This window comes from Parasediminibacterium sp. HNIBRBA5674 (genome assembly GCF_056745525.1).
Map to the genome: position 1 here is coordinate 15,042 of NZ_JBQWIE010000001.1, position 26,084 is coordinate 41,125.

Here is a 26,084-nt window from a genome sequence, read left to right on the forward strand (position 1 = left end):
ATGGAAAGTAAAAGTTTTCGCTACTTACACATGTTAAACCCATTTGCTGCTGAGCGAACGAAAGAGATTTTACAGATTAATCCTACCGTAATACCACAACGTTTAGATAGCGCTGAGGTATCTATTGTGGTGTATGAGTACAACGCTGAAACCCTTGACCAGCATAGCTTTAATACAGCTGTTGGCTGTACTGAATTTGTAGACCATAAAAAAGTAAAGTGGATAAATGTAGATGGTATCAATAAACTAACGGTAGAGTCGATAGCCAAGATATTTAACGTACATTATTTACTAGCTGAAGACATACAAAGTGTAGGCTTGCGCCCTAAAATGGATGAGATAGATAACCATCTGTTTTGCCTACTACACATGTTGTATTTTAATAAAGAAACATCAGCAGTAGAAACCGAGCAGATAAGTTTTGTGCTAGGCAGCCACTATGTGATTTCGTTTCAAGAAGATGCGGAACGAGATGTATTTAACGCTTTGCGTGAAAGGCTGAAAGTGAATAATACCAAGCTAAGACAAAGTGGTGCTGACTATTTATGCTATGCGTTAATAGACATGATTGTAGACAATTACTTTGTAGTAATGGAACAATTGGGTGATAAAATTGAGGCGCTAGAAGAAGAGATTATTCATAAGCCAAGTACAAGAAGTTTGGCAAAAATTAACCAGCTACGCAAAGAAATTATTGTATTGAAAAGAAGTATTTCGCCAGTACGAGAAGTGATTAATGGCTTTATAAAAAGCGACAGCGACTTGCTAAACGAAACCACCACCAAATATTTTAAAGACATTTACGACCACGTAATGCAAGCAGCAGACTTGGTAGAAAACTACCGAGATATGATGATCAACATGCAGGACTTATACATTAACCAAGTGAACCTAAAAATGAACGAGGTAATGAAGGTTATGACGATTGTTACTTGCTTGCTAGCACCAGCAACTGTTATTGGCGGTATTTTTGGGATGAACTTTGAAACCATACCATATTTACACAATCGATATGGATTTTTTTTGGCTGTAGCAATGATGTTATTAATCCCCATGTGGATGCTTGGTGTGTTTAGAAGGCGTGGTTGGTTTTAATTTTTTAAACACATAGAGGCATAGGTTAGAATAGAACACATAATACTAACTACCCGTTATTGATTAACCCCTATGTTGTCTTAATATTTCTATGATACTATGTGTTAAACCTCTAAATTGTTTATAATGAACTTATACTTACACAATCAATTGTTTATTGTAGGCGGTGCTACATCTGGTTTGGGCAGAGCCATTGCGATGGCTTTGGTAAATGAAGGTGCTACGGTAATAGCCATTGCAAGAAGTGCAGAACAGCTACAATTATTACAAGAAAATTATCCCAATAATATAGAAACATTAGCTCTAGATATTACGCAGCCAAGTGCTGTAGAAAGTATTTTGAATGCCATTGGTAATAGGCAATTGCACGGTGCTGTATTAAATGCTGGCGGCCCGCCTGCTAAGACGGTTTTAGAAACAAGCATGGAAGATTGGGATGCTGCATATAACAATATCTTACGCTGGAAAGTAGCGCTTACAAAGGCTTTAATACCTTTAATGCAAGTACATAACTATGGTAGGTGTTTGTTTGTAGAAAGCTATTCAGTAAAGCAACCTGTAGAGAATTTAGTATTGAGCAATTCGCTACGTTTAGCGGTGGTAGGTATGGTAAAAACCTTAAGCTTAGAAGTTGCAGCACAAGGCATTACTTTAAATATTCTAGCGCCTGGTTCGCATAATACACCAGCTATTAACCGTATTTATAAAAAGAAAAGTGAACAGACAGGTATAGATGAAGCAACCGTAAAAGCTGCTGCTATTACGCAAATACCAGTGCAGTTTTTGGGCGAGGCAGAAGACTTTGCAAGTATGGCTGTATGGTTGCTAAGCAAGCACAGCCGCTATATTACAGGGCAAACCATTAGTGTAGATGGTGGTGCTGTAAAAGGCACAATGGGGTAATGCATATGTTCGATGTCAAGTTATGGTAATTATTCAAGACAAATATTTAATGACACATAACTACTTTTGTCACCTAAATGCACATCATGAATTCTGTTTTTGATACTACAAAACCTATTGCACTTGGTGCTGACCACGCTGGTTTTGAATACAAAGAAGCAATTAAAGTTTGGCTTACCAATAAAGGCTTTACTGTAAAAGATTTTGGTACACATTCGCTTGAAAGTGTTGACTATCCTGACTTTGCACACCCAACTGCTACAAGTGTAGAAAGTGGTGAATGTGCTTTTGGTATTCTGTTTTGTGGTAGTGCCAATGGTGTTGCTATTACAGCTAATAAACACCAACATATTCGTGCTGGCTTGGCTTGGCAGAATGATGTAGCTAAGTTAATTCGTCAGCATAACAATGCCAATATTGTGTGTATACCTGCACGCTTTATTGCCCTAGCTTTAGCCGAAGAAATCATTGAAAACTTTATGACCACTGAGTTTATGGGTGGTAGACATGGAAGAAGAGTAGATAAAATTGCTTGTTAAGCATTTAATCGTCTTACATCTACCGATACACGTAATTTGTGTGAGCCACTACTAAGTATAATGCCTTTTAGTGGCGTGATGTCTGCATAATCTCTGCCCCAACCAATGGTTACGTGCTGGTCACCCGGTATTTGATTATTGGTTGGATCAAAATCCATCCAACCTAGGTTTGGTATAAACACCGAAAACCAAGCGTGTGAGGCATCTACACCTACAAGCTTTTCTTTGCCCAGTGGTGGTAAGGTTTCTATATAGCCACTCACATATCTCGCAGGTAAGCCTATTGAGCGCAAGCAAGCAATAGCTAAATGGGCAAAATCTTGACATACACCTCTTTTCAAACGCATTACCTCTGTTACTGGTGTAGATACTGTTGTAAAATCAGGGTCGAATTTGAAGTCTTTAAAAATGCGGTGCATGAAGTCTTTAGCAGCCTCAAATATGGGTCTGTTGGGGGTAAATGATTGCAAAGCATACAATGTTATTTGCTCATCAATTGTCGTCATGCTGGTTTCAGTAATAAACTGTCTGGCATCAATATAATCTGGATTGGTTTCAAATAATTGTTGCCTTGCTTGTTCCCACGCAATATTGCCATACAAGTTAATAGTAGAAGAAGGTGATTGTTGTTTTTCTATCTCGTTGGTTACAGTAACCGATAATTTTTTGTGTTGGTGCTGAATAGCAAAATACAGCACTTTATTACCAAAAAAATCTTCGTACTCTTTCATCACATCTGGCTCTGGGCTTATGTTGATGGTGGTTTTTTTACGAAGCTGCTGTTCACTATCTCTTGGTATTAGCATGGCAATATTGTGGCACAAGCTAATAGAACCTGCGTAAGTATATTCAGTAGTATGGGTAATTCTGTAAAGCATTATTAAAGATTGTTACAACATCCAATTATCAATTCGTAAAGATTTGATACGTTTGAAATGGTCTGTGTTGTTAGTAATTAGCTGTAAATCATTCGCAATGGCGATGCCTGCAATTAGCGTATCTGTATGACCAATTTCTTTTCCTTTTTTTCTTAAGTCCGCAAATATTTCAGCAGAAAGTTTACTAGATTTCATTGTTAGTGGCACAACTCTGTTTAGACTAACAAATTCATTAAATCTTGCAAGTTGTTTCTTGGCATCTTTATATAACAAGCCATTTAGTATTTCGTAGTAAGTAATTATGCTGATGTTTACAAAGCCATATTCTTGCAAATGTTCGTCAATCTTATTAACAACCGCTTGATTATCTCTCATAAATGCTGATAAAATATCGGTATCAATTATTGAGAGATTCATTTAGTTTTTGGGTTTTATGTAGTAAAATGATATATTTTTCGACTATACTAATAAAAATAGTTGCTTGTTTTTTATAGTGTTACTTTACGGTTAAACAATCCTTCTCTCGTACTTTTTATGTTATTTTCAAAATCCTTGTAATCGTTATCGCTTAAATCGTTCAAGACGCCTGCAAATGCTAATATTTTTTCTTTATTACCCTTTGTTGCTACTTTAGTTGAATTAAAAGAATGAATAAGAGAATATAAATCCTCTAACCTGTTAATAGGGATTTCTTTAATCTCTTCAATTATATTGTTAATTGTAGGCATCATAATTTTTTATTAAAGATAAGGAAACTCAATAAATTACTTATTTACAAGTCAGCCGAAAACAATTGCTTTTGCGCTTGCGCATGTTTAAAGTAGGTTTTAGAAATAGCATCTGGTATGGCCGATAACAAATTGTACACTTTGTTTAAAAAATCACTCAAATGTGTGTACTCAAATAAATCTTCGTTCAAGTGGGCTAGATGCTCTTTGGTAGCCAATTTTACCAAAGTGTGCGCCTCTAAAATTAGGCGTTCATGTTCGGCTAATTGTTCTGCATTGCCAAATCTTGGTAGCTGTGTAAAATGCCCTTTAATCCTGTCTAATTGGTGTATTAATGAACGTGGATTATTGATATCTAGCAATAGCAATTCTAGCACCAATGGCATTTGTATAGATACACGATACTTGTAGCGATAGTTTACCAAAGCCTCGTTACTTTTTAATACCGCTTCTTGCAAGTTATAGTCTACATCTTCATTAATAAAGCTCACTGATGTCGCTCTTAACATGCGAATTAGTAGTAAGCTTTGCTCAACCTTTCTACCTGTATCAAGCATTAGCCAACCTTGTTCTCTAGAAATACTTTCTCTGTTTAAACCAATAAATGCTACTAGTGACGTGATGAGATTATCTAAAGCCGTCATCATTTTAAAATGCGTCAAGTTGGCTTTAGATGCCGTCATCCAATCTTCTTCCATAGTGCGTAAAACACGCCATGTATCAGTGCTCCATTGACCTCGAACTGCATATACAGCACGGCTAAATAATTGCAAATTATACGACAAACTACAGGCACGTTTCTCGTCAAATAACACGCTGCGTAGTTCTGCCCACACATCATTTATTGGCTGTTCTTCATCTACAAAGCCAGGGTATGTAAATGTAAAATTGGTAAGTGCTTGTAACAGTACTTTTTCTGTTTCTACATCGTCATCATCTATTAGCGATTTATGCCCATCGGTTACAGATTGCATCACGGTACGTTGAAACCTTGCATTGCCCAAAATGCGCTCTGCATAGCGCCCTACCCAAAATAAATTTTCGGCTGTATGACTTGGTAATACACCACTTGAGGCTGGTGTAATGGTTTTAAATAGCTCTTTACGATGGTGATGTGTATGGTCTTTATTGGCCGAAATAATCCAAGTGTCTTTACTGATGCCACCAAGTTGATTAGAAATCAACATATTGTCTTTACGAGACGATGTTCTTGTAAGCCCGCCAGACATGGCTGTATAAGTATCGTTGCTACTTACTAGAAAGCTTCTAAACAGTGCATTACGTGGTTCTATCTTACCATTAACTAAAGCAGGTGTAGAGGCAAAAACCACTTTCTCTTGCCCCACAAATAAGTGTGGGTGTGTTTTGATGTCTTGTTTTAATTGGTACACTTTCTCTTTAGATAAAAGTGCGACATCTATTGAATTGCTACCTGCTAAATTGTTTCTGAATATTTTTTTAATTACCAGCTTTTCTATGTTGTTCAATACATAGTTCAGTTCTTTTGGCTGGCCACACCACCACGATGCAATGGTAGGTAATATCAAATCTTCTTTAAAAAAGTAACGAGCAATACCTTGTAAAAAAGGCATTAAACCAGGGTTTTCTAGTATGCTACTACCAAGTGGGTTGGCTATGCTTACATTACCACTTCGCACTGCTTGCAGCAAGCCCGGTACACCCAATTGCGAGTCGCTTTTTAGTTCTAATGGGTCACAATAAATATCATCTACCCTGCGTAATATCACATCTACTTTTTCAAGCCCGCCAATGGTTTTTAGCCACACATAATTATCTCTTACCATCAGGTCATCGCCTTGTACTAGGGTAAAGCCCATGTAAGATGAGAGGTACGAATGCTCAAAATAAGTTTCGTTGCTTGGCCCCGGTGTTAAAATAACTACCCTAGGGTTTTCATTATCGTGCGGTGCAATGCTTTGTAGCGATTGTTGTAAATCGTTAAAATAAGCTGATAGCTGCCTTACTTTTAAATCAGTAAATAATTCAGGGTTTATACGACTCATAGCCGTTCTGTTTTCTAAAGCATAGCCATAGCCAGAAGGGGCTTGTGTTCTATCGTTTAGTACCCAAATATTACCATTAGCACTACGAGCAAGGTCGGCAGAGTATAAAATTAAACTGTGCTTGCTTTGTGGTGGTATACCTACACATTGGCGTAAAAAACCATTGTGATTGTAAATGAGTTCTGCTGGTAGTAAACCTTGCTTTACAAGGTTTCTTTCGCCATAAATATCTTTTAAAATAAGGTCAAGTAAATTGGCACGTTGCACCAAACCTGGCTCTACTTTTTTCCATTCTTCTTTGCTGATGAGAAAAGGAATGAGATCCAAATTCCAAGGGCGGTTAAGGCCAGAAGGATCATCGTAAATATTATAGGTAACGCCATTTTCTTTCAGTAGGCGCAATATATCTCGGCTTCTATCTTCAATTTCTGCTTGCCCTAGCTTATTCAGCGATTCAAAAAAGGTGAGCCAAAAGGGTCGCAAATGGCCATCTTCACCCAACAATTCATCGTACGAGTAATGATTGGTTAATAATTGCTGAGAGAGATAGTCTTTGGTTAGTTGTGTAATCATTTATTGGTTCAAAACGGCTACTGTAAATTGGGGTTGGTTGCTATACTTGCTAAAAGTAGGTATTTACGGTTAAATGAGCCGTATAAAAAAGCCCCACAAAATTTGTGAGGCCTTCTTCATTATTCATCATCCTAAAAACAACTATTTATTACCGCCACCTTGAGGGCGACCACCGCCTGGACGTTGTTGTGCCAATACATCTTTTACTTTTTTCGCCACATCAGCAGGTAAAGCAGCGTCTAATCTTTTATCTCTTGCTTCAGCAGATTTTTTAATAGCAGCTTGTCTGTCTTCATTACTCATATCTCTCATGCCTCTCATGTTGCCACGAGTTTCTGTAACAATGTTAACTACAGAATCTAATTGTACTGGTGTCAAAAAACTCATAGATTCTTTGTACCTGTTTTTCATCATTTCTTTCATCTGTGCAGGGTCAAAACCGCCTTGTGGTGGTTGAGCGTTTGCGTTGGTAATAACTGCTAATACAATAGCAAGTAATGCAATAATCTTTTTCATAATTGTGGTGTGTTTTAAATTGTAGGGTGAATGTAATGGCTTATTGCATATTTAGTTTTTTTTGCCCTTCTTTTTTGGTTGCAATTCGGCGAGTTTGGCTTTTTGTTCGGTGGTTAATATGGCTTCTACTTTTTTACGTTCTTCCTGTTTCATTTTCTTTAGTTCAGCTTTCTTTTGTGCCTCGGTTAGCGCTGCGTTATTTTTAATGCTATCGGCTTGTGCTTTACCACTTTTACGCATAGTAGCCATCGTTTTCTTCTGCGTCTCATCTAAGTTTAGTTCTTTAGCCAAATTGGCTTTTTTCTTTTTCTCGGTGGTAGGTGCACTTGGTGCGGTAGTGGTTTGGGCTTGTGTTGCATAGCTAAAGCCTACAAGGCATAGTGCTAAAATAAATTGCTTCATGTGTTTGTTTTTTAATTGCAGTAATGACTAGTACTAGCTACTGTAAGTTTAAGTAGAGGCTTGTTATTTTTGTTAATACTGCTATAAAATACAAAAGCCACCCAAACAATTAGGTGGCTTTTGTAAATGCATTGAGGTATTTTAGAATTTAATTTCTTCTTCGTTTTCGTCGTAAAACTTAAACTCTATTAAGTGGAAATTATTATTGGCTTCAATAGATAATTTAGTTTTGTGTTTGCGTTTCCATCGTTTAAAGATAGATGTGAAAATACCTTTGGTAAGGTGCGAATACACAATTGGGTGTACCATTAGCAACAAGTTTTTGTGCGAATGGCTAATTAAATATTGTAAGCGTTTTTCTATTTCGTCTTCTAATAATAGGGTAGAAGATATTTTACCAGTACCATTGCACACAGGGCACACTTCAGATGTGTTGATGCTCAGTTCAGGGCGCATACGCTGCCTAGTTAATTGCATCAAGCCAAATTTAGAAATAGGCAATACAGCATGTTTAGCACGGTCAGTTTGCATAAACTTTTCCATCGCTTCTTGCAATTGCTTTCTATTATCTGGCAGTTTCATGTCTATAAAATCTACCACTATAATACCGCCAATATCACGTAAGCGTAACTGACGAGCAATTTCTTCCGCAGCTTCTAAATTGGTTTGTAAGGCGTTTTCTTCCTGACTATTACTGACACTTTTGTAGCCACTGTTTACATCTATTACGTGTAAAGCTTCGGTGTGTTCTATTATTAAATAGGCACCACTTGGTAGGTTTACCGTTTTGCCAAAAGCGCTTTTAACTTGCTTGGTTACACCATAAGTATCAAATATTGGTAGCGGGCCATTGTGATAGCTTACAATATCTGTTTTGTCTGGTGCAATTTTATCAATATAGCTTTTGGTATCGTTGTAAATGTTTTTATCGTTTACAACAATGCGGTTAAAATCTGCACTTAGCAAGTCACGTAAAATGCTGGTAGCACGGTTTTGCTCGCTTAATATTTTAGCTGGCGCTACTGCATTTTTCAAGTTGGCTTGAATGCCGTTCCAAGTATCTATTAAGCTCAATAAATCTTGATGAATTTCAGCAGTACTTTTGCCTTCGGCAGCCGTACGTACAATTACACCAAAGTTTTTCGGACGAATAGATTCTACAATTTTTTGTAAGCGCTTTCTTTCTTCGCCGCTATGAATTTTTTTAGATACAGCAACAATCTCGTTAAATGGTGTAACCACAATAAATCTGCCCGGTAAGCTTAATTCGCAACTAAGGCGTGGCCCTTTTGCAGCTATTGGCTCTTTTAAAATTTGCACCAATACGCTTGGTTTGCCAGTAAGTACCTCGTTTATTTTACCTGTTTTTACTATTTCAGGTTCAATATTAAATTTTGAAAAATCAAAGCCATTTTCATCCTTGTCTGTCATGGCCAATTGTGTAAATTTCAATAACGATTTTACATAAGGCGATAGATCAGTATAGTGTAAAAAAGCATCTTTTTCAAAACCAACATCAATAAATGCTGCGTTTAAACCAGGAATTAATTTTTTTACCTTGCCAAGATATAAGTCACCAACACCAAATGTGGCATCAGATTTTTCGTTGTGTAGCTCTACCAGCTTTTTTTCTTCTAAAAATGCAATTTCTACACCCGATGGGCTTGCATTTATAATTAGTTCTTTGTTCACAAAATTTGCAACTTTAAAATAAAATAAAATCAATAACATCCTAAACCTTTAGGATGCACAATAACACAACTGTTAATGCTTGCTACTTACTATTGAAGATGAGGTAGATGATAGATAAAGTTGCGTAAGGTAGAAAACAATAGTAACAAGCCTAATAATGTGTAAATGGTGCAGCACATGCTTACTGCACCATTTTATAAGTCTAAATAAGAAAAAACTATTTTTTCTTATGACGATTCTTTCTTAAACGTTTTTTGCGTTTGTGCGTAGCAATTTTATGACGTTTTCTCTTTTTACCACAAGGCATACCAAGACATTTTTAATTTGTTAAAAAATTCAATTTATGATTATAAATAACGCACTAAACGATTGTTACTTATTGAGTCAACTGTTTTATTCTTTTTTCAAGTTCCTTTTGAGCTTCCTCATTAGGAATTCTTTTTTTCACTTCGGTGTACCATTTTACTGCATTGGCTTTATCGCCTTTTGCATCGTAACATTCTGCAAGGTTTAATAGCCCCTCTAGGTCATCTGGCTTTTCAGTTACAATAACAGTAAAACGTTCAATTGCTTTATCGTACTGACCACTTTTTTTGCCACCTAAGCCCAATATTAATTGCGCATATAGGTTTTTAGGATTTTTATCTGCAATCTGCTTAATGGGCAAAATACCCTGCATAGGATTGTTAGAAATATTACCTAGAATGTAGCAAGCACCAAGCCCAATAATGCTACTATCATTTGCCGGATTTAGTTTTAAAGCCTGCTCAAAAAGAACTTTTGCGTTGGTGGCTAGCCATGTTTGCATAGCGGGTTCACCTTCTACCATCAAGTTATCTAAAAATTGACGGGCGGCAAAAGTGAGGTTTTTTTCTGAATTTTCCAACTTTGCTGCTTCGGCTGTATAAAATATATAAGGTTCAAGCACTTTAGCCGAATCTTTCCAAAAGCGAGCAAGCTGATGATAGATGTGTAATTGCTGTTCTTTTACATCGCCACGTGTTACGCTATTCTCAAGTCTCGTAATACGTTCGTTCTGTTCAGGAGTAAGTCTTTGTTTGGCTTTGGCCAATAAATCAGTAAAATTTACAGCAGTAGGGGCTTGCTGGTTTTGTGCAGCGGCAGCCATTGCTACATTGGGTTTCTTTGGAGGAACTGTTTTACCAAAAATAAATAATGCCAATATAGCAGCGATGCCACTGCCTACCAGTATAGATTGTTGTTTAGTCACTATAAAAAATTTGCCACAAAATTAGCTTACTTGCTCTTTGCAATTCGCTTTAACTTCTGTAATAAATTCTTTTGCAGGTTTAAACGCAGGGATATAATGTTCTGGGATATTTACGGCAACATTTTTTTTGATATTTCTACCAATTTTTGCGGCTCTTCTTTTTGGGTAAAAACTACCAAAACCGCGTATGTAAATGCTCTCTCCTTTAGTTAGATTTTCTTTCACTTCTTTAAACATCGTTTCTAATGTTACTAAAACATCTACTTTAGGAATGCCTGTTCTATCGGCAATTTGATTGATTAGATCTTGTTTTCTCATTGTTGTTAATTTGTGTGAATCGTTAGACGTTATAAAATAAAACAAAATTGGCCATAATTAAAACTAAAATTACAAACTATTTTTTTTGTATTACCTATTCGCTATTTTAGTTATTAAAAGTAAGTAGCAATTTAATTAAATGTATTTAACAAAAATAATGATATGCAGGATGCAGTTGTAGAAACGAAGAATTGGCTGTTATAGTATATTTTGATTTCAATTAAAAAAAATGGACTGCTTCGTAAATCAATTTACGGGCAATCCATTTTCAGAATTTTAGGGGATAAAATTCGGGTTTAGGGTTCAAAATAACTAATGTTTAAACAATAGTTATTGCAATACTACTCTTCTTCAATTTTTAATACATAATTTCTGAAAAATAAAATGCCTCAAATATTTGATTTGAAGCATTTTGCAAATAGTTTTTTCTCAACTATTGCAATAAGTCTTTGATTATCAATAGAAACTCAAAGTGTAATGTTTTGAGCTTTTTTTAAATAATCTTTAGGTGAACAGCACTCAAATTTTAAAAAAGCTCTAGAGAAGGTGGCTCTTGAACTAAAACCTGCCTTCTTTGAAATAGCTTCTAAGGTAAATAAATGTGATTCGGGGCTATTTAAAATAGCTTTCACATAGCCAATTCTATACTTGTTTACAAATTCATTAAAATTTAAATTGTACTCTTGATTAATAATAATAGACAAATAGGTATACGGTATATTGGTAATGTCATTTAAGTCTTTCAAGCTAAAGCCTGGTTGCAGAAATGGTTTTAGATCATTCATTTTTAATTCTATTGTTTGTAAATATTGTTGCTTTTTTTCTGGTGGAATAGTTACCTGTTTTGCCTCTGGCTTTTCAGTGATGTTTTCTATTGATGCTTTCTGTGTATTTTCTTCATTTTCTTTATCGGTTTCTAATGGTAAACCATAAAGAATTGTAGGATGAAAGAATAAGGTAATGCCTGTAGCTATCAGCAAACAACTTGTTTCTATTAAATTAATTAAAAAAACATTGTAGTTTTTTAAAAATTGTATGGTACAAATGTGAAATCCTAAAGTACAATAAAGCAGCAAATTGAAGGCTAAAAAAAGACTGAGCCATTTATATACAGAAATATCTAGCTTACCGCTATCAATTAGTCCCTTTTTTGAACGAGCCATTAGTTGATAGCTATAATAAATACAAGCTGTTGCAAGGCTAAATACAAGTATTGGGTGTACATAGCCTGGTAAAAAACCTTCATTATTTTTTAAACCCGAATTCATGTCTTTAAAAAAATTGGCTACCTGATGTTGCTTAGTCACTTTATCTGTAAAATAAAAAGGTAATAATTCAATAAAATGTAGAACAGCAGGTAAAAAAAGTAGATAATCTCTTTTTTGTAGGGATTGCTCTTTTTTAACTGTAGCCCTCACGTACAAATAAAGTAGTACAGATGGTAAATAATGTAATGCTTTGGTACACCTAAAAGCGTAAGGAAATTGTGTTAGTAATCCTGTAACTACTAATAAATTGTGCGCTGCAAATAAAGAGAAGGTAAGAATGTAAATAGCAAGAAGCCTGCTGCTGTGTTTTTGTTGTGTATTCTTAAAAAATAAGGCAACAAATATTAAGAAGCCTAAAAATGTAGCAATTAAAAAAATGAAGCTTATAAAGCTAGATGGCATAATTAGTTTTTGGTCTCGCAATATCTCTTTTTTTTATCAAAATATGTGATAGTGTTAAAAGAGTTGCAGAAATTACTAAACAATTAATTGAAAAAAATAAGTAAAATTAATAATAAATAAAAGTCTAATTATTTAAACAGAATCAAAGAATTTACAAGCGTGATGTTAATGAGCCACCCTCTCTTCTAGTAGTTGCTGTACTAGTTTTTCTAATTCGGTGATACGTTTCTCGAAGCTTGGTAAGTTACGGCTAAGGGCTTGGCTGCGCAGGGTGGCGGTAAAGTCGTACGCAGGGCTACCTGTAACGGTAGTGTTGGCACGTTTAATAGACTTGCTTACACCACTTTGGGCATTAATGCGGCTGCCATCTGCAATGGTAATATGGCCTACAATACCAGCTTGGCCGCCAATCATTACATTGCTGCCTACTTTGGTACTGCCGCTTACACCTGCTTGGGCTGCTACCACCGTATTGCTACCTATTTCGGCATTGTGCCCTACTTGTATTAGGTTATCTAGCTTAGCACCACGCTTTACAATGGTACTACCCATAGTAGCACGGTCAATAGTAGCATTAGCACCTATTTCTACATAGTCTTCTAGTATTACATTGCCTATTTGTGGTATCTTTTTAAACGTACCATCGGCCATAGGCGCAAAGCCAAAACCATCGCCACCAATAACACTGCCAGCATGTATGGTTACGTGGCTACCTAGTACACAATCGTGGTATATTTTTACGCCGGGGTAAATGATACAATTATCTGCAATGGTTACATTATTGCCTATAAATGCGCCAGGATACACTTTTACATTGTTGCCAATGGTTACTTGCTCGCCTATATAGGCAAAAGCACCTACATATACATACTCGCCTAACTTGGCGGTACTTGCTATATAACTTGGCTGCTGTATACCACTCAATTGCTGCGATACAATTTCTTGGTATTTAGATAATAAGGCGGCAAAAGCGGCATAAGCATCGGGTACACGCAATAGCGTAGCGCTTACGGGCTGCTTAAGCTCTAACGTGTTATTTACAATAACAATAGAGGCATTGGTGGTATATAAATAATCTTCGTACTTAGGATTGGCTAAAAACGCAATATCGCCAGTGGTAGCTTCTTCTATTTTCCCAAAATTGCCAACAGCAACGGTAGCGTCACCTTCTAGTTGGCCATTAATCATCATGGCTATTTGCGCAGCAGTAAATTGCATAGGCTGTATGTTAGCTGTTCTAAGTGCTTGGTTTTGTGGTAATTGCTGGTGTACGAACTACAAATACATAGAACCTAATACACTGAAACAATTTACAATAGTCTGCAAATGTAGAATTTTTTAGTGGCGGCTGGAAATTGTTTGCAGTTGTTACCTTATTAAATACCCTGCCCATAAATTATAAAGCTAGGTACGCAACACTTTGCTTCAACGTATCGGCAAATCTTAATATTATGTGCTTTTGCAAAAATTATGAGCAGATATTTTAAATACTAGGGCAAATTGTAGGAAATAAGCCTAGGTATTTTAAATACTAGGGCAGATTGCAGGAAATAGGCCCAGATATTTTAAATACTAGGGCAGATTGCAGGAAATAAGCCTAAGTATTTTAAATAAGAGGACATATTACCAGAAATAAGCCCAGATATTTTAAACAAAAAGGTTTTTGTAGAAAATTTGCTTGTGTATTTTAAGTGTAACACAAAAAATGATATTACAAAGCTTATTGCAGATAGCACATATAAAACTTTTTAATAGGTGCAGCAATGGTTTGGTTAATTAATGGATCGTCTATGGCGGTGATATCTTTCACGCTGCCATCTTTAAATAAAATATTAATGCCCTCGCTATTGGTTTTGTACATGGTATTATCTGCCTCGCCTGCAAATACAAAATAGCTAGCTTCTTGTGAGCTAATGCTGTAATAGGTAGCTGCTGCTGCTAGTTTATCGGCTACAAAATCTGCCTCAAAGGGTTCTGATTGTATCTTAATTTTTAGTAGCTGACGGTTAAGTAATCTATTGGCTAGTGTTTGTAATATCATGTCATCATGGTTGCTCCATTTTTTTACTGCTACTTGTAGGTCGCTATCATCTAGCTTGCAAAACTTTTCTAGGGTGTTTACATTCATCACACCATTAAAGTTAAACAAGAAGAAATCTATACCACAGTGTGTGTGTAAATCAGTAGCGCCTTGTGCTATCAATTCTCTAACACGTTGTAGCAAGTTTACCAGCATTTTCTCTGCACTTAATACCGTTTTGTGTAAGTACACTTGCCAGTACATTTGGCGCCTTGCTACTAGAAATTTCTCGATGCTGTAAATGCCTTTTTCTTCTACCATTAGCTCGCCATTGTGTACGGTAAGCATTTTTAAAATACGGTCGTAGCCAATAACGCCCTCGCTTACGCCTGTAAAAAAGCTATCACGAGTAAGGTAATCCATTCTATCTACATCTAGTTGACCACTAATGAGCTGGTGTAAGAACTTTTTAGGATAATTATTGGTAAATATATCAATGGCCATTTGAAGCTGCCCATCTAATTGCTCGTTCATTATTTTCATAATCATCAAGCTAATGTCTTCGTGATGAACACCTTGTAGCAATTGGCTTTCAAGCGCATGAGAAAAAGGGCCGTGGCCTACATCGTGCAACAAAATGCCTGCTTTTACGGCCATTTCTTCTTCAGGTGTAATGTCAATGCCTTTGGCACGTAGCTCGTTTACAGCATTGCCCATTAAGTGGTAAGCCCCTAGCGAATGTAACAATCTAGTATGTACCGCACCGGGATAAACCAAGTAAGCCAAAGCCATTTGGTGAATGCGGCGCAAGCGCTGATAATATGGGTGCGAAATAATGCTAAACAATAAAGGATGGTTGATGGTAATGAAGCCGTAAACTGGATCGTTAATGATTTTTTGCTTTTGCGCCATAATTTGTTGCGAGATTGTTAAACCAAGATTACAAAGGTACATTTATAGATGAAAGAGATATATTTAACCGCTGAATAAACTGCTGATTAGTAATTAATAATTAGTAATTAAGAATTAGAGGTAGAATTACAGCAGAGGTAAGTACTAAACGATGCTACCGATAGCTATCGGTAGTGCGACGTAACCAAAGCTGCACAAGGATTTGAAGCCGATAACAAAAAAAGAAAAACTCCAAAATTTAAACTCTAAACTAATTATATGTCATTAGCAAAAATTGTATGGGTAGATGATGAGATGGAAAGCCTGCAAAGCCAGAAACTATTTTTAGAAAATAAGGGTTATGATGTGACCACGTTTTCTAATGGTTTTGATGCGCTAGACTACCTAAAAGAGAATGTAGTAGATGTGGTATTGATGGACGAAACGATGCCTGGTATTACTGGGCTTGAAACCCTTGCTAAGATTAAAGAAATTAATCAGCAAATACCAGTGGTGTTAATTACAAAAAACGAGACTGAGAACCTGATGGATGATGCGATAGGTAGCCAAATAGCTGACTACTTAATAAAGCCTGTGAATCCTAATCAGGTGTTGCTGAGCTTGAAGAAAATAATAGACAATAAACGCTTGGTGGCTGAGAAAACCACTACGACTTATCAGCAGCAGTTTCGCAATTTATTTACCGCACTTAACAGCAATCCTGACTATAATGAGTGGATGGATATTTATAAGAAACTGGTGTACTGGGAGCTAGAAATGGAAAAAAGCGATAGCCCTGAAATGCAGGAAATACTAGCATCGCAGAAGGCTGAGGCGAACACTGAGTTTTTTAAATTTGTAAGTAGAAACTATGCTAAATGGGTGAACCCTAAAACGGATGAAGCGCCTATTATGAGCCATAACTTGCTTAAATATAAGGTGCTGCCACATGTAGAAAAAGGCACGCCTACGTTTTTTATATTGATTGATAATTTACGTTACGACCAATGGAAAACCATTCAGCCCATATTTGCTGAAAGCTTTAGAATACTAGAGGAAGAAACGTTTTACTCAATATTACCAACGGCTACACAATATGCAAGAAATGCCATTTTTAGTGGTATGTTGCCCATAGATATAGAGAAACAATTTCCCAACGAATGGAAGAATGATGAGGAAGAAGGCGGCAAAAATTTGTTTGAAGAAACGTTTTTAAGGGCTCAAATAAAACGCCTGAAACGTGATGATATAAAAGTGAGTTACACCAAAGTGGTGCATCACCATGATGGAGTGAATTTGGTGAATAATGTACACAACTTGTTACAAAACGACTTGAATGTAATAGTGTACAATTTTGTAGATATGCTAAGCCATGCGAGAACAGAAATGGAAGTACTGAAAGAATTGGCTGGTGATGAAGTAAGCTATAGAAGTATTACCAAAAGCTGGTTTGAACACAGTGCATTGCACCAAGCCTTAAAGAAAATAGCGGATAAGAAAATAAACCTTATTGTAGCAACTGACCACGGTACTGTAAGGGTAAAAACACCTCATAAAGTAGTTGGTGATAAACAAACAACAGCCAACCTACGCTATAAACACGGCAGAAACTTGAACTACGAAGGTAGGGATGTTTTGGCTTTTAGAGACCCAAGAGAGGCTGGCTTGCCTGTGCCTAATGTAAACTCGTCTTTCATATTTGCTAAAGAAGATGGCTTTTTGTGTTATCCTAATAATTACAACCACTACGTGAACTACTACCGCAATACGTTTCAGCATGGTGGGGTAAGCTTGGAGGAAATGATAGTGCCGGTGATAAAGATGGTGAGTAAGTAGCTTTAAGGCAGAAAGGCAAGGAGGCAAAAAGTGAGTATTAGTAGTGAAATGATAGGTGAGTGGTTGGATTTGCAAGTTTCTGTGGAAAAATCAACGCCATCCATAAAATTGTACCATCTACTTTTGAGCAAAATAAAATTCCCCTTTAGGGGTTAAGGGGCATGAAACCAACACAAGGTAATTTAGATAAACTAGAAAATATTTTAAGTCAAAGTGCTTATGTAGTGCGTTACGAACGTGGCACTTTTCAAAGTGGGTGGTGCTTGCTAGAAGCTAAGAAAATAGTAGTACTGAACAAATTTTTAGATACAGAAGGTAGAATGAATACGCTTACAGAATTGATACCTCAGGTGGCTATTGACTTTGATAAACTAACCATCGAGAGCCAAAAGTTGTATGAAGATTTGGTGAAGAAATTTGAACTGCCGGCTACAAGCACTACCGAAACATCAGAATAATTTAGTATCATTGTTTGAATGACAGACGCAGCAGAACATCCATCTATTACCGTTACATTTCTTGGCACAGGCACAAGTAGTGGTGTACCAATGATATGTTGTGATTGCGCCGTGTGTACTTCTACCGATAGCAAAGACAAACGCTTAAGAAGTAGCATTTTAGTACAATCTGCCAATACCACTTTTGTAATAGATACCACGCCAGATTTTAGGTATCAAATGCTGCGCATTAATAATAAAAAGCTAGATGCAGTATTGTTTACCCACCCACATAAGGACCATGTGGCGGGCTTAGATGATATACGTGCTTACAACTATTTTCAGGCAAAGCCAATGGAAGTATTTGCTAATGCGCTTACGCAAGAAACCTTGTTTCGTGAGTTTCAGTATGCTTTTGCTGACAAAAAATATCCTGGCATACCGCAAATACATTTACATACAATAGATGAAACACCATTTGCCATAGGTGATATACCAGTAACACCTATAAAAGTTTGGCACTTAAAAATGCCCGTACTTGGTTTTAGAATGGGAGAATTTACCTATATTACGGACGCAAATAAAATTGATGACGCAGAGAAGGAAAAAATACTAGGTTCTAAGGTATTAGTGGTAAATGCTTTGCGAAATGACAAGCATATATCGCACTTTACACTTACAGAAGCAGTAGCACTTGCAGAAGAGTTAGAAATACCTAAAGTACATTTTACCCATATTAGCCACCAATTAGGTTTGCACCAAAACGTTAATGCACTGCTACCCCCCAATATGCAGTTGGCCCACGATGGCCTAACGATAAAGATTGGCTAAACAAGTTCCTTGATGATTAACATTTAAAAACCGTTAACCATGAAGCGAATTGTAAAAGACTATTTTTCTTTTTCTAAAAAAGAAACTACCGCTGCTATTATATTACTAGTAATAGTAGGCAGTTTTATTGCCCTACCTTATGTGTACAAAAAAGAACGTCAACCACCTGTAATAGACCCACAAGTAAAGGCAGCCGTAGAAGCTATTCAGCCGAAAAGTGGTGAGAAAGAAAGTGCCAATGATGATTTTGCCGACCGCTACCAAGCACAACCAACTGAGGTAGAAACCAAGTATGCATTGTTTGAATTTGACCCCAATACGCTAGATGCAGCCGGCTGGAAACGTTTGGGCCTACGAGACAAAACCATTAATACGTTGCTGAATTATCGTAATAAAGGTGGTAAGTTTCGTAAGGCAGAAGACATACGCAAAATATGGGGCTTGCGCCCACAAGAAGCGGATAGAATTATACCGTATGCTAGAATAGATGCACCGCAAAACAGCTATGCTAAGCCTGCATTTGGTAGTGCTGCGCCTGCGGCAAAAACGATTGCTGTTGTAGATATAAATTCGGCTACACCACAAGATATGCGCAACATACCTGGTATGGAAAATGGCTTGCAGTATCGTATTGTAAAATTTAGAGAAAAACTAGGTGGCTTTATTAGTTTAGAGCAAGTAAAAGAAACCTATGGTATGACAGATTCTGCATTTGCGGCTATGCAACCTTACATAAAGTTTGTGCCTACTGCTGTTGCTAAAATAAACATTAATACCGCTTCTGATTTTGAGTTAAATGCGCATCCATACATTACCAAGCCGGTAGCCAAAGCCATTGCGCTGTATAGAACACAGCATGGTAGCTATCAATCTGTAGCGGACATAAAAAAGATTGCGTTTATTAAGGAAGATGTGTTTCAGAAAATAGCACCTTACTTGACGGTAGAGTAACCGCTGATGCGTTGGATGGAATGATGGGCTGTGATGTTTGAGTGGCAAGGGAAACACAGGGCAAAGAAGCAAAGAAGGGGGGTAATAAAATGTAGTTGCTTCTGTGCTCTGTGGTTTTACTTATGTTGTGGAATTATAAATCCCTTATATCTTGCGTTAGAGATGCGCTGCGCTAATATCATCGAATAGCGAGCTTGTCTATTTACACAGGCAGGGCACTTTTTAGTTTAGCTGTTTTTCTTGATTTACTTATTGTTAGTTGTAGTTTCTCTTTATTAGCCTTTATAAAAGCACTAATGGCAAGTTCTTCTTCTTTGGTTAATGGGGCTTGCCCGCCTATAGAATCTACATTTAATTCTTTAAGTTTATTTTTCATTTGGAAAATATTTATTAATAAGTTTTAATGCTGCAATTGTATCTATAATCATTATGCGCCCACCCACATGCATTGCACCAAGCGAGTCAATGTAATGTTGAATGAGGAAACGTTCGTTAGAGTTTTGAAATGGTAAATCTTTCTTTTGAAACGCCCGCCAGTATTTTGAAAGTGTTAATCTTTTCATTGAAATGTTCGCTAGAGCTTTGAAATGGCTTTTTGCTTCTTCGAAACACTCGCCAAGATTTTGAAAGCATAAAACTTCTTTTTGAAATGCTCGCCAGCGTTTTGAAAGGGCAGTTTTCTTTTTCGAAACCCTCGTTAACATTTTGAAAGCATAAAACTTCTTTTTGAAATGCTCGCCAGAGTTTTGAAAGTGGTTTCTGACATTGAATTGTCATGAGCTATTGAATGATGTTATAAACCACAGGGCAAGGAAGCAAAGAAGAGATCAAACAAAACGCTGTTGCTTCTTTGCCCTGTGGTTTACAAATAAAAATCTGCGTATTTCCGCGTTATCTGCGAGCAATATTTTCCCCTGCAACTTCAAGCATAATTTCTCACCCTTCAAACTAAGCTAACCAACCTTTTCGCCTGTGGTATATATTTGCAGCCATAATAGCAATGTACAATGACGATTAGTTACAATTGGTTGAGTGAGTATTTACCAGAAGTGATAGAACCTGAAAAGCTATCGCATATATTAACAAGTATTGGTTTAGAGGTAGAAAGTTTAGAGAAATATGAGAGCGTAAAAGGTGCTTTACAAGGCCTTGTAATAGGCGAGGTTTTGGCTTGCGAGCAGCATCCTAATGCTGATAAATTAAAAGTAACCAAGGTAAACATTGGCGCAGCCGAACCTTTGCAAATAGTATGCGGTGCACCTAACGTAGCAGCAGGACAAAAAGTGGTAGTAGCCACTGTAGGTACTACTATTTACCCTACAAGCGGCGAACCATTAACTATGAAAGTGGCTAAAATACGTGGTACAGAAAGCTATGGTATGATATGCGCTGAAGATGAAATAGGCATTGGTGGTAGTCATGCTGGTATTATGATTTTGCCAGAAGATGTGGTGGTAGGTACACCTGCATCTGAGTACTTTTTGCCGTACAACGATTGTATTTATGAGATTGGTTTAACACCAAATAGAATGGATGCGATGAGTCACCTAGGTGTGGCTAAAGATGTGTGTGCTTATCTCTCACATCACAGGCAAGAAGCAAGAGTAAAAAGTCCTTTTAACAATAGTTTTAAAGTAGATAATACCAATACACCCATTGCTGTAACAGTTGACAATACTGAGGCTTGCCCAAGATATAGCGGTGTAACTATTAGCGGTGTTACCGTAGCAGATTCGCCAAAATGGTTGCAAAATAAATTGATAGCCATTGGTCAAAGACCGATTAACAATATAGTAGACATTACCAATTTTATTTTACACGAAACTGGTCAGCCATTACATGCTTTTGATGCGGCCGCAATTGCCAATAATACCGTAATTGTTCAGAATTTACCAGAAGGTACAGCCTTTACCACACTAGATGAAAAAGTTCGACAATTAAGTGCAGAAGACTTGATAATATGTGATGGTAATGGTGCGCCAATGTGTATAGCAGGTGTATTTGGCGGTGCTACAAGTGGCGTAAAAGAAAGCACCACCACCATATTTTTAGAAAGTGCTTGCTTCGCTTCTACATCTATTCGTAAAACATCTGTAAAGCATGGTTTACGTACAGATGCTGCTACAAGATTTGAAAAAGGTGTAGATATTTCTAACACTATCAACGTGCTAAAACGTGCCGCTTTATTAATAAAAGAAATAGCCGGCGGCGAAATAAGCAGCGAGATAGTAGACATTTACCCAGCACCAAAAGAAAAAACAGAGGTATCGCTTAAATATCATTACTTGAAAAAACTAAGTGGTAAAAACTACCATGTAGATGCAGTAAAGAAAATACTAACTGCGCTAGGTTTTGAAGTAATGAAAGAAGGGATTGATGAAATTCGTGTATCGGTACCGTTTAGTAAGCCAGACATCAGCCTACAAGCAGATATTGTAGAAGAAATATTGCGTATTGATGGGCTAGATAATATTACCATTCCTACAAGTATTACCATGTCACCTGCTGTAGAAACATTGGGCATAAAAGAAGTGCTGAAAGACAAGATTGCGATGTACTTGGTAGGGCAAGGTTTCAACGAAATATTTACTAATTCTATTACCAACAGTAGCTATTTTGACGAAACAACTTTAAATAGCACGGTGAAAATGATGAATAACCTAAGTGCTGATTTAGATGTGTTACGCCCATCTATTTTAGAAACAGGTTTAGAGTGTATTGCTTACAATAACAATCGTAAAAACAGCAACTTACAATTGTTTGAATATGGCAAAACCTACCATACCACAGGTGTAGGTAATTATAGCGAGGAAGAACATTTAGCCTTGTACATTACAGGTAATAATCATGAAGATACATGGCAAACAAAAGGTGCTGCGTACGATTTTTACCGTGCTAAAGGTATTGCTACTGCGGTGTTACAGCTATGTGGGTTACTTGATGTAAATTTTGCAAAAAACGATGCTGCAAATAGCCTTACAATTAATAATGGTAAGCAAGCCATTGGTAGTTTATTACAAGTAGATGCTGCCAAACTAAAGGCATTTGACATAAAACAAGCGGTGTATTTTATAGATATTAACTACGCAGCGCTTGCAAAAGCCGTAGAAAAGAAAAAGATTGTGTACAAAGAGGTAAGTAAGTTTCCTGCGGTGCAAAGAGACCTTGCATTGATAGTAAATACTAGCACCACTTTTGATATGATTGAAGCGGCTGTACAAAAAACAAAACTGAACAAGCTTACCAATGTGCGCTTGTTTGATGTATTTGAAAGTGATAAGCTTGGTGAAGGTAAAAAATCGATGGCGGTAAACTTTACCTTTTTAGATGAAGAAAAAACGCTGGTAGATAAAGAGGTAGATAGTATGATAAACAAACTAATAGCCACTTTTGAAGCTGAATTACAAGCAGAAATAAGAAAGTAAATTGCTAGAAGGTTGTAAACAGCAATAAAAACTGTTTCATTACTTGTAAAAAGACCATTTGCAAGTGTAAATACTAGCTTAACAGTAATCAGTAACTGCTCAACATTTGTAAGTAATGTATTTACACAAATAAGTAGTAACTCATCACTAGTAAGTAAAGTGAAAACACTTGTAAGTATTAGCTAAACACTAATAAGTACGGTGGTAACACTTGCAAGTAATGGGTAAACGGTAGTAAATAGCTGCAAAACAGCAATAAATGGTGTTACGTCACTTGTAAACGAAAGTTAATCATCAATAAGTACTGCGTAATAGCAGGTATAAATAAGTATATCTTTTATTAATGAGCGATATAAATAGTCAACTTCAAGTATTGCAGGTGCGCTTGCAGCAGCTGATAAAAAATTATCAGCAGTTGCAGAAAGAGAACGTGCAATTGAAAAAGAATTTGGCTAAAAAAGAAACAGAAGTAGCAACAAAAGACGAGGAAATGCAAAAGCTACAGTATCAATTAGATGCGCTAAAGCTTACAAAGAGTGCATTTGACGAAACAGAACGAGCATTGCTAGAAAAGCGAATAGATATTTATCTGAAAGAGATAGAAAAATGCTTGGCATTGCTAAATAGTGAGGCTTAAAAATTGCAGGGTGGTTTACGTGAATGAACTATAAACCTCAAACTACAAACTACAATAAATCATGTCAGAATTAATACCCATCAATATTGCCATTGCAGATAGAACCTACCGCTTAAAGCTACGTGCTGAGGATGAAGAAGTGGTGCGCAAAACGGTGAAAATGATTAACGAGAAGATTGTAGAGTTTAAAACCAATTTTGCAGGTAAAGACATACAAGACTACATCAGCATGGTATTAATTTGGCTAGCAACAGAGCAAACGCAATCTGCCATACAATTGATACAACTTAAAGATGCGACAGAAAAGATTGCCATGCTGCAAAACAATATTGATAAAGTATTGGCTGCCTCGTCTGAGAATGTGTGATAGAAATGGTAATTTGCTACTACAAAGCCATGCTAGTTTTAATAATTAGCTACTTTTGCTTTTTATAATTACAATTTAACTACAAATTTAAAACTACTACATATGCCAGGTTTTGAACTGTTTGGTGCCGAAGAAAGACAACATATTAATGATGTAATGGAAACAGGCATTTTAATGCGTTATGGTTTTGACGGGCCACGTAAAGGCATTTTTAAAGCCAATGAGCTTGAACAAAAAATTACAGAAGTGTTTGGTTGTGGCTATGCACAGCTTACAAGTAGCGGTACAGCAGCATTAACCACTGCAATGGCTGCATTAAATATAGGTGTGGGTGACGAAGTGATTATGCCAAGCTTTACGTTTGTTGCCAGTTTTGAAGCAGTGTTAAGCGTAGGTGCGATACCAGTTTTGGTAGATATAGATGAAACATTAACCTTAAAACCTGAAGCTGTAAAAGCTGCCATTACACCAAAAACAAGATGTGTAATGCCAGTGCATATGTGTGGTAGTATGGCCGATTTAGATGCACTAAAAGCCATTTGCGAAGAATACGATTTAATATTATTAGAAGATGCTTGCCAAAGCATTGGTGGTAAGTATAAAGGCAAAGCTTTAGGTACAATAGGCCATGCAGGTACATTTAGTTTCGACTTTGTAAAAACAATTACTTGTGGTGAAGGTGGTGTGGTAATGACCAACAGCCAAGATGTATTTGAAAAATGTGATGGTTACACCGATCATGGTCACGACCATAAAGGCGTAGATAGGGGTGCAGATTTACATCCGTTTATTGGCTACAACTTTAGAATAAGTGAATTACACGCAGCTATTGGGCTTGCGCAAATAGGTAAGCTAGACCAAATATTAGCTATACAGAAAAAGAACAACCAATTATTACGTAGTTACTTGCAGCAAATACCAGAAATTACTTTTAGAATAGTGCCAGAAGGTGGTGTAGATAATTATGCATTTTTAAGTTGGTTTTTACCAACAGAAGACTTGATGCGTGCAGCTATTGCTGAAATGAAAGCACAAGGTATTTTGGCTGGTAGCTTCTACTGGTACGATAATAACTGGCATTACATTCGCAAATGGCAACATTTACACAATGCAACTACATTAAACAATATTAGTGATGCGCAAAAAGCGGCTTTACACGACCTTAAAACACAAGATTTCAGTGTAAGTGATGCCGTAATGAGCCGTTGTATTTCTACTGCTATCAGCCTTGCATGGACAGAAGAACAAATACACGAAAAAGGTTCTAAAATGGCGGCGGCTATTAAAAAAGCGGTTGCAGAAGTAAGTGTTGTGGCGTAAATTAGTTTAATTCTCACTATAATGAATCAAGAGTTAAAATTAGAAATAGCACCAAGCCTTTCAAGTAGAATTAAAAAATGGGATTGGATTTTATATAGTCTTTGGTGTCTTCTTAGTGCTTATACTTATTACCTGTATAAGAGAAATACCGACTTATTTGTTTCAGTCACAGCTTTTATAATAATTTTATTAAGATTCTTACCTAAAAAGGGAGAAGCTAATTTTGTTGAGATATCAGGTGAAAGAATAATGTGGCAACTTGCGAAAAATACTCCAGAAGTTTATAAACTCTGGAGTGAGATTGAATGGATTAAGTTTGAAAAAGAAGGGGTTAGCTTCTATCAAACATGTAGTTTCAATAATTTCTTATCTACAGAATCGTTTACCCAAGAACAAAAAGAAAAACTGAATACAACAGTTTCAGAAATAGCTTCAGCAAAGAACATCAAGTTGGTGTATTAGAATTCTCTGTGTTTCAGTGCCTCTGTGGCAAAACCTATGGCCTACCACTGTGCTTCCCTTCTAGTTTATCTACTTCTTCTACGCTGCCTATCCTAAACTTCACAGGTACTTTTACTAGTTTTTGTATTTGCAATTCTTGCTTGCAGAAAAATGGCAAGTTGCTGCTGTAATAATTTGAGGCTAAAACTCGCAATGGCAAGTTTTTTAAACTATCTAATGGTAATTTTTTTGGTGTATTTGGCAATGTCATTTGCGCAGCCAATTTGTGACCTATCACCACCATTATCAATACTATAACTATTTTTTTAGTCATAAAGTCTATTACTTACGTTGCATGA

At 36.6% G+C, this 26,084-nt stretch carries 27 protein-coding genes; 12 read left to right on the top strand and 15 right to left on the bottom strand.

All coding sequences use genetic code 11. From position 1 onward, the window contains the following. The 3 genes from corA to rpiB all read left to right on the top strand — a co-directional run bounded on the left by corA (position 1) and on the right by rpiB (position 2,537). Complete coding sequence (gene corA / locus ACT9TX_RS00070) at positions 1-1,095, top strand: magnesium/cobalt transporter CorA (RefSeq protein ID WP_481335951.1); 1,095 nt, start codon at positions 1-3, stop codon at positions 1,093-1,095. A 126-nt stretch (positions 1,096-1,221) separates the two neighbouring features. After that, complete coding sequence (locus tag ACT9TX_RS00075; protein ID WP_481335954.1) at positions 1,222-1,998, top strand: SDR family oxidoreductase; 777 nt, start codon at positions 1,222-1,224, stop codon at positions 1,996-1,998. A gap of 86 nt (positions 1,999-2,084) precedes the next feature. After that, positions 2,085-2,537: a ribose 5-phosphate isomerase B gene (gene rpiB / locus ACT9TX_RS00080; RefSeq protein ID WP_481335955.1), complete on the top strand. Its 453-nt coding sequence runs from the start codon at positions 2,085-2,087 to the stop codon at positions 2,535-2,537. On the opposite strand, the gene ACT9TX_RS00085 is transcribed toward rpiB, so the two are convergent. The 12 genes from ACT9TX_RS00085 to ACT9TX_RS00140 all read right to left on the bottom strand — a co-directional run bounded on the left by ACT9TX_RS00085 (position 2,534) and on the right by ACT9TX_RS00140 (position 15,501). After that, positions 2,534-3,415, bottom strand: a complete 882-nt coding sequence (locus tag ACT9TX_RS00085; RefSeq protein ID WP_481335956.1) for a transglutaminase family protein — start codon at positions 3,413-3,415, stop codon at positions 2,534-2,536. The two genes, rpiB and ACT9TX_RS00085, sit on opposite strands and share 4 nt — an antisense overlap. A gap of 12 nt (positions 3,416-3,427) precedes the next feature. Next, positions 3,428-3,832, bottom strand: a complete 405-nt coding sequence (locus ACT9TX_RS00090; RefSeq protein ID WP_481335958.1) for a PIN domain-containing protein — start codon at positions 3,830-3,832, stop codon at positions 3,428-3,430. Between the two features lie 71 nt (positions 3,833-3,903). Beyond that, on the bottom strand, positions 3,904-4,146 hold the full coding sequence (locus ACT9TX_RS00095) for a hypothetical protein (RefSeq protein WP_481335959.1): 243 nt from the start codon (positions 4,144-4,146) through the stop codon (positions 3,904-3,906). Between the two features lie 41 nt (positions 4,147-4,187). Next, positions 4,188-6,740, bottom strand: a complete 2,553-nt coding sequence (locus ACT9TX_RS00100) for a circularly permuted type 2 ATP-grasp protein (protein ID WP_481335960.1) — start codon at positions 6,738-6,740, stop codon at positions 4,188-4,190. Between the two features lie 141 nt (positions 6,741-6,881). Continuing rightward, positions 6,882-7,256 carry a hypothetical protein gene (locus ACT9TX_RS00105; RefSeq protein WP_481335961.1) on the bottom strand — a complete coding sequence of 125 codons (375 nt, stop codon included), beginning with the start codon at positions 7,254-7,256 and terminating at the stop codon, positions 6,882-6,884. Between the two features lie 51 nt (positions 7,257-7,307). Further along, positions 7,308-7,658 (bottom strand): hypothetical protein, encoded by a 351-nt coding sequence (locus tag ACT9TX_RS00110; protein ID WP_481335962.1) that lies wholly within the window; start codon positions 7,656-7,658, stop codon positions 7,308-7,310. A 141-nt stretch (positions 7,659-7,799) separates the two neighbouring features. Further along, entirely contained in the window at positions 7,800-9,350 is a 1,551-nt protein-coding gene (locus ACT9TX_RS00115) for an Rne/Rng family ribonuclease (protein WP_481335964.1), read from the bottom strand. A gap of 376 nt (positions 9,351-9,726) precedes the next feature. Then, positions 9,727-10,581, bottom strand: coding sequence for a tetratricopeptide repeat protein (locus tag ACT9TX_RS00120; protein WP_481335966.1), 855 nt, complete (start codon positions 10,579-10,581; stop codon positions 9,727-9,729). Between the two features lie 21 nt (positions 10,582-10,602). Further along, entirely contained in the window at positions 10,603-10,899 is a 297-nt protein-coding gene (locus ACT9TX_RS00125) for an HU family DNA-binding protein (protein ID WP_481335968.1), read from the bottom strand. Between the two features lie 467 nt (positions 10,900-11,366). Continuing rightward, entirely contained in the window at positions 11,367-12,569 is a 1,203-nt protein-coding gene (locus tag ACT9TX_RS00130; protein WP_481335969.1) for a helix-turn-helix domain-containing protein, read from the bottom strand. Between the two features lie 165 nt (positions 12,570-12,734). Next, positions 12,735-13,787: a UDP-3-O-(3-hydroxymyristoyl)glucosamine N-acyltransferase gene (lpxD, locus tag ACT9TX_RS00135; protein ID WP_481335971.1), complete on the bottom strand. Its 1,053-nt coding sequence runs from the start codon at positions 13,785-13,787 to the stop codon at positions 12,735-12,737. Between the two features lie 502 nt (positions 13,788-14,289). Then, positions 14,290-15,501, bottom strand: coding sequence for an HD domain-containing protein (locus ACT9TX_RS00140; protein WP_481335972.1), 1,212 nt, complete (start codon positions 15,499-15,501; stop codon positions 14,290-14,292). Positions 15,502-15,759: 258 nt separating this feature from the next. On the opposite strand from ACT9TX_RS00140, the gene porX reads away from it, so the two are divergent. The 4 genes from porX to ACT9TX_RS00160 all read left to right on the top strand — a co-directional run bounded on the left by porX (position 15,760) and on the right by ACT9TX_RS00160 (position 19,535). Further along, entirely contained in the window at positions 15,760-17,316 is a 1,557-nt protein-coding gene (porX, locus tag ACT9TX_RS00145; protein ID WP_481335974.1) for a T9SS response regulator signal transducer PorX, read from the top strand. 161 nt (positions 17,317-17,477) lie between these two features. After that, entirely contained in the window at positions 17,478-17,774 is a 297-nt protein-coding gene (locus tag ACT9TX_RS00150) for a hypothetical protein (RefSeq protein WP_481335975.1), read from the top strand. An 18-nt stretch (positions 17,775-17,792) separates the two neighbouring features. Next, entirely contained in the window at positions 17,793-18,584 is a 792-nt protein-coding gene (locus ACT9TX_RS00155) for an MBL fold metallo-hydrolase (RefSeq protein WP_481335976.1), read from the top strand. 39 nt (positions 18,585-18,623) lie between these two features. Next, entirely contained in the window at positions 18,624-19,535 is a 912-nt protein-coding gene (locus tag ACT9TX_RS00160) for a ComEA family DNA-binding protein (RefSeq protein ID WP_481335978.1), read from the top strand. Between the two features lie 202 nt (positions 19,536-19,737). On the opposite strand, the gene ACT9TX_RS00165 is transcribed toward ACT9TX_RS00160, so the two are convergent. Together ACT9TX_RS00165 and ACT9TX_RS00170 are read right to left on the bottom strand one after the other, a co-directional pair. Then, the gene (locus ACT9TX_RS00165; protein ID WP_481335980.1) at positions 19,738-19,911 is read right to left on the bottom strand and encodes a hypothetical protein; all 174 of its coding nucleotides are present in this window, start codon (positions 19,909-19,911) and stop codon (positions 19,738-19,740) included. After that, positions 19,901-20,239: a hypothetical protein gene (locus ACT9TX_RS00170; protein ID WP_481335982.1), complete on the bottom strand. Its 339-nt coding sequence runs from the start codon at positions 20,237-20,239 to the stop codon at positions 19,901-19,903. Before ACT9TX_RS00170 ends, ACT9TX_RS00165 begins: the two co-directional genes overlap by 11 nt. A gap of 303 nt (positions 20,240-20,542) precedes the next feature. Between ACT9TX_RS00170 and pheT the strand changes: the two genes are divergently transcribed. The 5 genes from pheT to ACT9TX_RS00195 all read left to right on the top strand — a co-directional run bounded on the left by pheT (position 20,543) and on the right by ACT9TX_RS00195 (position 25,746). Next, positions 20,543-22,960, top strand: a complete 2,418-nt coding sequence (gene pheT / locus ACT9TX_RS00175) for a phenylalanine--tRNA ligase subunit beta (protein ID WP_481335984.1) — start codon at positions 20,543-20,545, stop codon at positions 22,958-22,960. 343 nt (positions 22,961-23,303) lie between these two features. Beyond that, a complete protein-coding gene (locus ACT9TX_RS00180; RefSeq protein ID WP_481335986.1) occupies positions 23,304-23,597 on the top strand; it encodes a hypothetical protein in 294 nt (97 codons plus the stop codon). Positions 23,598-23,658: 61 nt separating this feature from the next. Next, positions 23,659-23,964, top strand: coding sequence for a cell division protein ZapA (locus ACT9TX_RS00185; protein WP_481335988.1), 306 nt, complete (start codon positions 23,659-23,661; stop codon positions 23,962-23,964). Between the two features lie 102 nt (positions 23,965-24,066). Beyond that, positions 24,067-25,284 carry a DegT/DnrJ/EryC1/StrS family aminotransferase gene (locus ACT9TX_RS00190; RefSeq protein ID WP_481335990.1) on the top strand — a complete coding sequence of 406 codons (1,218 nt, stop codon included), beginning with the start codon at positions 24,067-24,069 and terminating at the stop codon, positions 25,282-25,284. Positions 25,285-25,305: 21 nt separating this feature from the next. Next, the gene (locus ACT9TX_RS00195; RefSeq protein ID WP_481335992.1) at positions 25,306-25,746 is read left to right on the top strand and encodes a hypothetical protein; all 441 of its coding nucleotides are present in this window, start codon (positions 25,306-25,308) and stop codon (positions 25,744-25,746) included. 34 nt (positions 25,747-25,780) lie between these two features. Here the strand turns inward: ACT9TX_RS00195 and ACT9TX_RS00200 are convergent, their stop codons facing one another. Next, positions 25,781-26,059, bottom strand: a complete 279-nt coding sequence (locus ACT9TX_RS00200) for a hypothetical protein (protein WP_481335994.1) — start codon at positions 26,057-26,059, stop codon at positions 25,781-25,783. Positions 26,060-26,084 lie beyond the last annotated feature (25 nt).

Excerpts from the sequence above, each read along its gene's own strand:
- ACT9TX_RS00095 (WP_481335959.1), bottom strand. The coding sequence starts at position 4,146 with ATGATGCCTACAATTAACAATATAATTGAAGAGATTAAAGAAATCCCT.
- ACT9TX_RS00150 (WP_481335975.1), top strand. The coding sequence starts at position 17,478 with ATGAAACCAACACAAGGTAATTTAGATAAACTAGAAAATATTTTAAGT.
- ACT9TX_RS00090 (WP_481335958.1), bottom strand. The coding sequence starts at position 3,832 with ATGAATCTCTCAATAATTGATACCGATATTTTATCAGCATTTATGAGA.
- ACT9TX_RS00170 (WP_481335982.1), bottom strand. The coding sequence starts at position 20,239 with ATGTTAACGAGGGTTTCGAAAAAGAAAACTGCCCTTTCAAAACGCTGG.
- pheT (WP_481335984.1), top strand. The coding sequence starts at position 20,543 with ATGACGATTAGTTACAATTGGTTGAGTGAGTATTTACCAGAAGTGATA.
- ACT9TX_RS00140 (WP_481335972.1), bottom strand. The coding sequence starts at position 15,501 with ATGGCGCAAAAGCAAAAAATCATTAACGATCCAGTTTACGGCTTCATT.
- ACT9TX_RS00125 (WP_481335968.1), bottom strand. The coding sequence starts at position 10,899 with ATGAGAAAACAAGATCTAATCAATCAAATTGCCGATAGAACAGGCATT.
- lpxD (WP_481335971.1), bottom strand. The coding sequence starts at position 13,787 with ATGCAATTTACTGCTGCGCAAATAGCCATGATGATTAATGGCCAACTA.
- ACT9TX_RS00110 (WP_481335962.1), bottom strand. The coding sequence starts at position 7,658 with ATGAAGCAATTTATTTTAGCACTATGCCTTGTAGGCTTTAGCTATGCA.
- corA (WP_481335951.1), top strand. The coding sequence starts at position 1 with ATGGAAAGTAAAAGTTTTCGCTACTTACACATGTTAAACCCATTTGCT.
- porX (WP_481335974.1), top strand. The coding sequence starts at position 15,760 with ATGTCATTAGCAAAAATTGTATGGGTAGATGATGAGATGGAAAGCCTG.
- ACT9TX_RS00185 (WP_481335988.1), top strand. The coding sequence starts at position 23,659 with ATGTCAGAATTAATACCCATCAATATTGCCATTGCAGATAGAACCTAC.
- ACT9TX_RS00200 (WP_481335994.1), bottom strand. The coding sequence starts at position 26,059 with ATGACTAAAAAAATAGTTATAGTATTGATAATGGTGGTGATAGGTCAC.
- ACT9TX_RS00180 (WP_481335986.1), top strand. The coding sequence starts at position 23,304 with ATGAGCGATATAAATAGTCAACTTCAAGTATTGCAGGTGCGCTTGCAG.
- rpiB (WP_481335955.1), top strand. The coding sequence starts at position 2,085 with ATGAATTCTGTTTTTGATACTACAAAACCTATTGCACTTGGTGCTGAC.
- ACT9TX_RS00195 (WP_481335992.1), top strand. The coding sequence starts at position 25,306 with ATGAATCAAGAGTTAAAATTAGAAATAGCACCAAGCCTTTCAAGTAGA.
- ACT9TX_RS00160 (WP_481335978.1), top strand. The coding sequence starts at position 18,624 with ATGAAGCGAATTGTAAAAGACTATTTTTCTTTTTCTAAAAAAGAAACT.
- ACT9TX_RS00190 (WP_481335990.1), top strand. The coding sequence starts at position 24,067 with ATGCCAGGTTTTGAACTGTTTGGTGCCGAAGAAAGACAACATATTAAT.
- ACT9TX_RS00085 (WP_481335956.1), bottom strand. The coding sequence starts at position 3,415 with ATGCTTTACAGAATTACCCATACTACTGAATATACTTACGCAGGTTCT.
- ACT9TX_RS00130 (WP_481335969.1), bottom strand. The coding sequence starts at position 12,569 with ATGCCATCTAGCTTTATAAGCTTCATTTTTTTAATTGCTACATTTTTA.
- ACT9TX_RS00155 (WP_481335976.1), top strand. The coding sequence starts at position 17,793 with ATGACAGACGCAGCAGAACATCCATCTATTACCGTTACATTTCTTGGC.
- ACT9TX_RS00165 (WP_481335980.1), bottom strand. The coding sequence starts at position 19,911 with ATGAAAAATAAACTTAAAGAATTAAATGTAGATTCTATAGGCGGGCAA.
- ACT9TX_RS00075 (WP_481335954.1), top strand. The coding sequence starts at position 1,222 with ATGAACTTATACTTACACAATCAATTGTTTATTGTAGGCGGTGCTACA.
- ACT9TX_RS00100 (WP_481335960.1), bottom strand. The coding sequence starts at position 6,740 with ATGATTACACAACTAACCAAAGACTATCTCTCTCAGCAATTATTAACC.
- ACT9TX_RS00105 (WP_481335961.1), bottom strand. The coding sequence starts at position 7,256 with ATGAAAAAGATTATTGCATTACTTGCTATTGTATTAGCAGTTATTACC.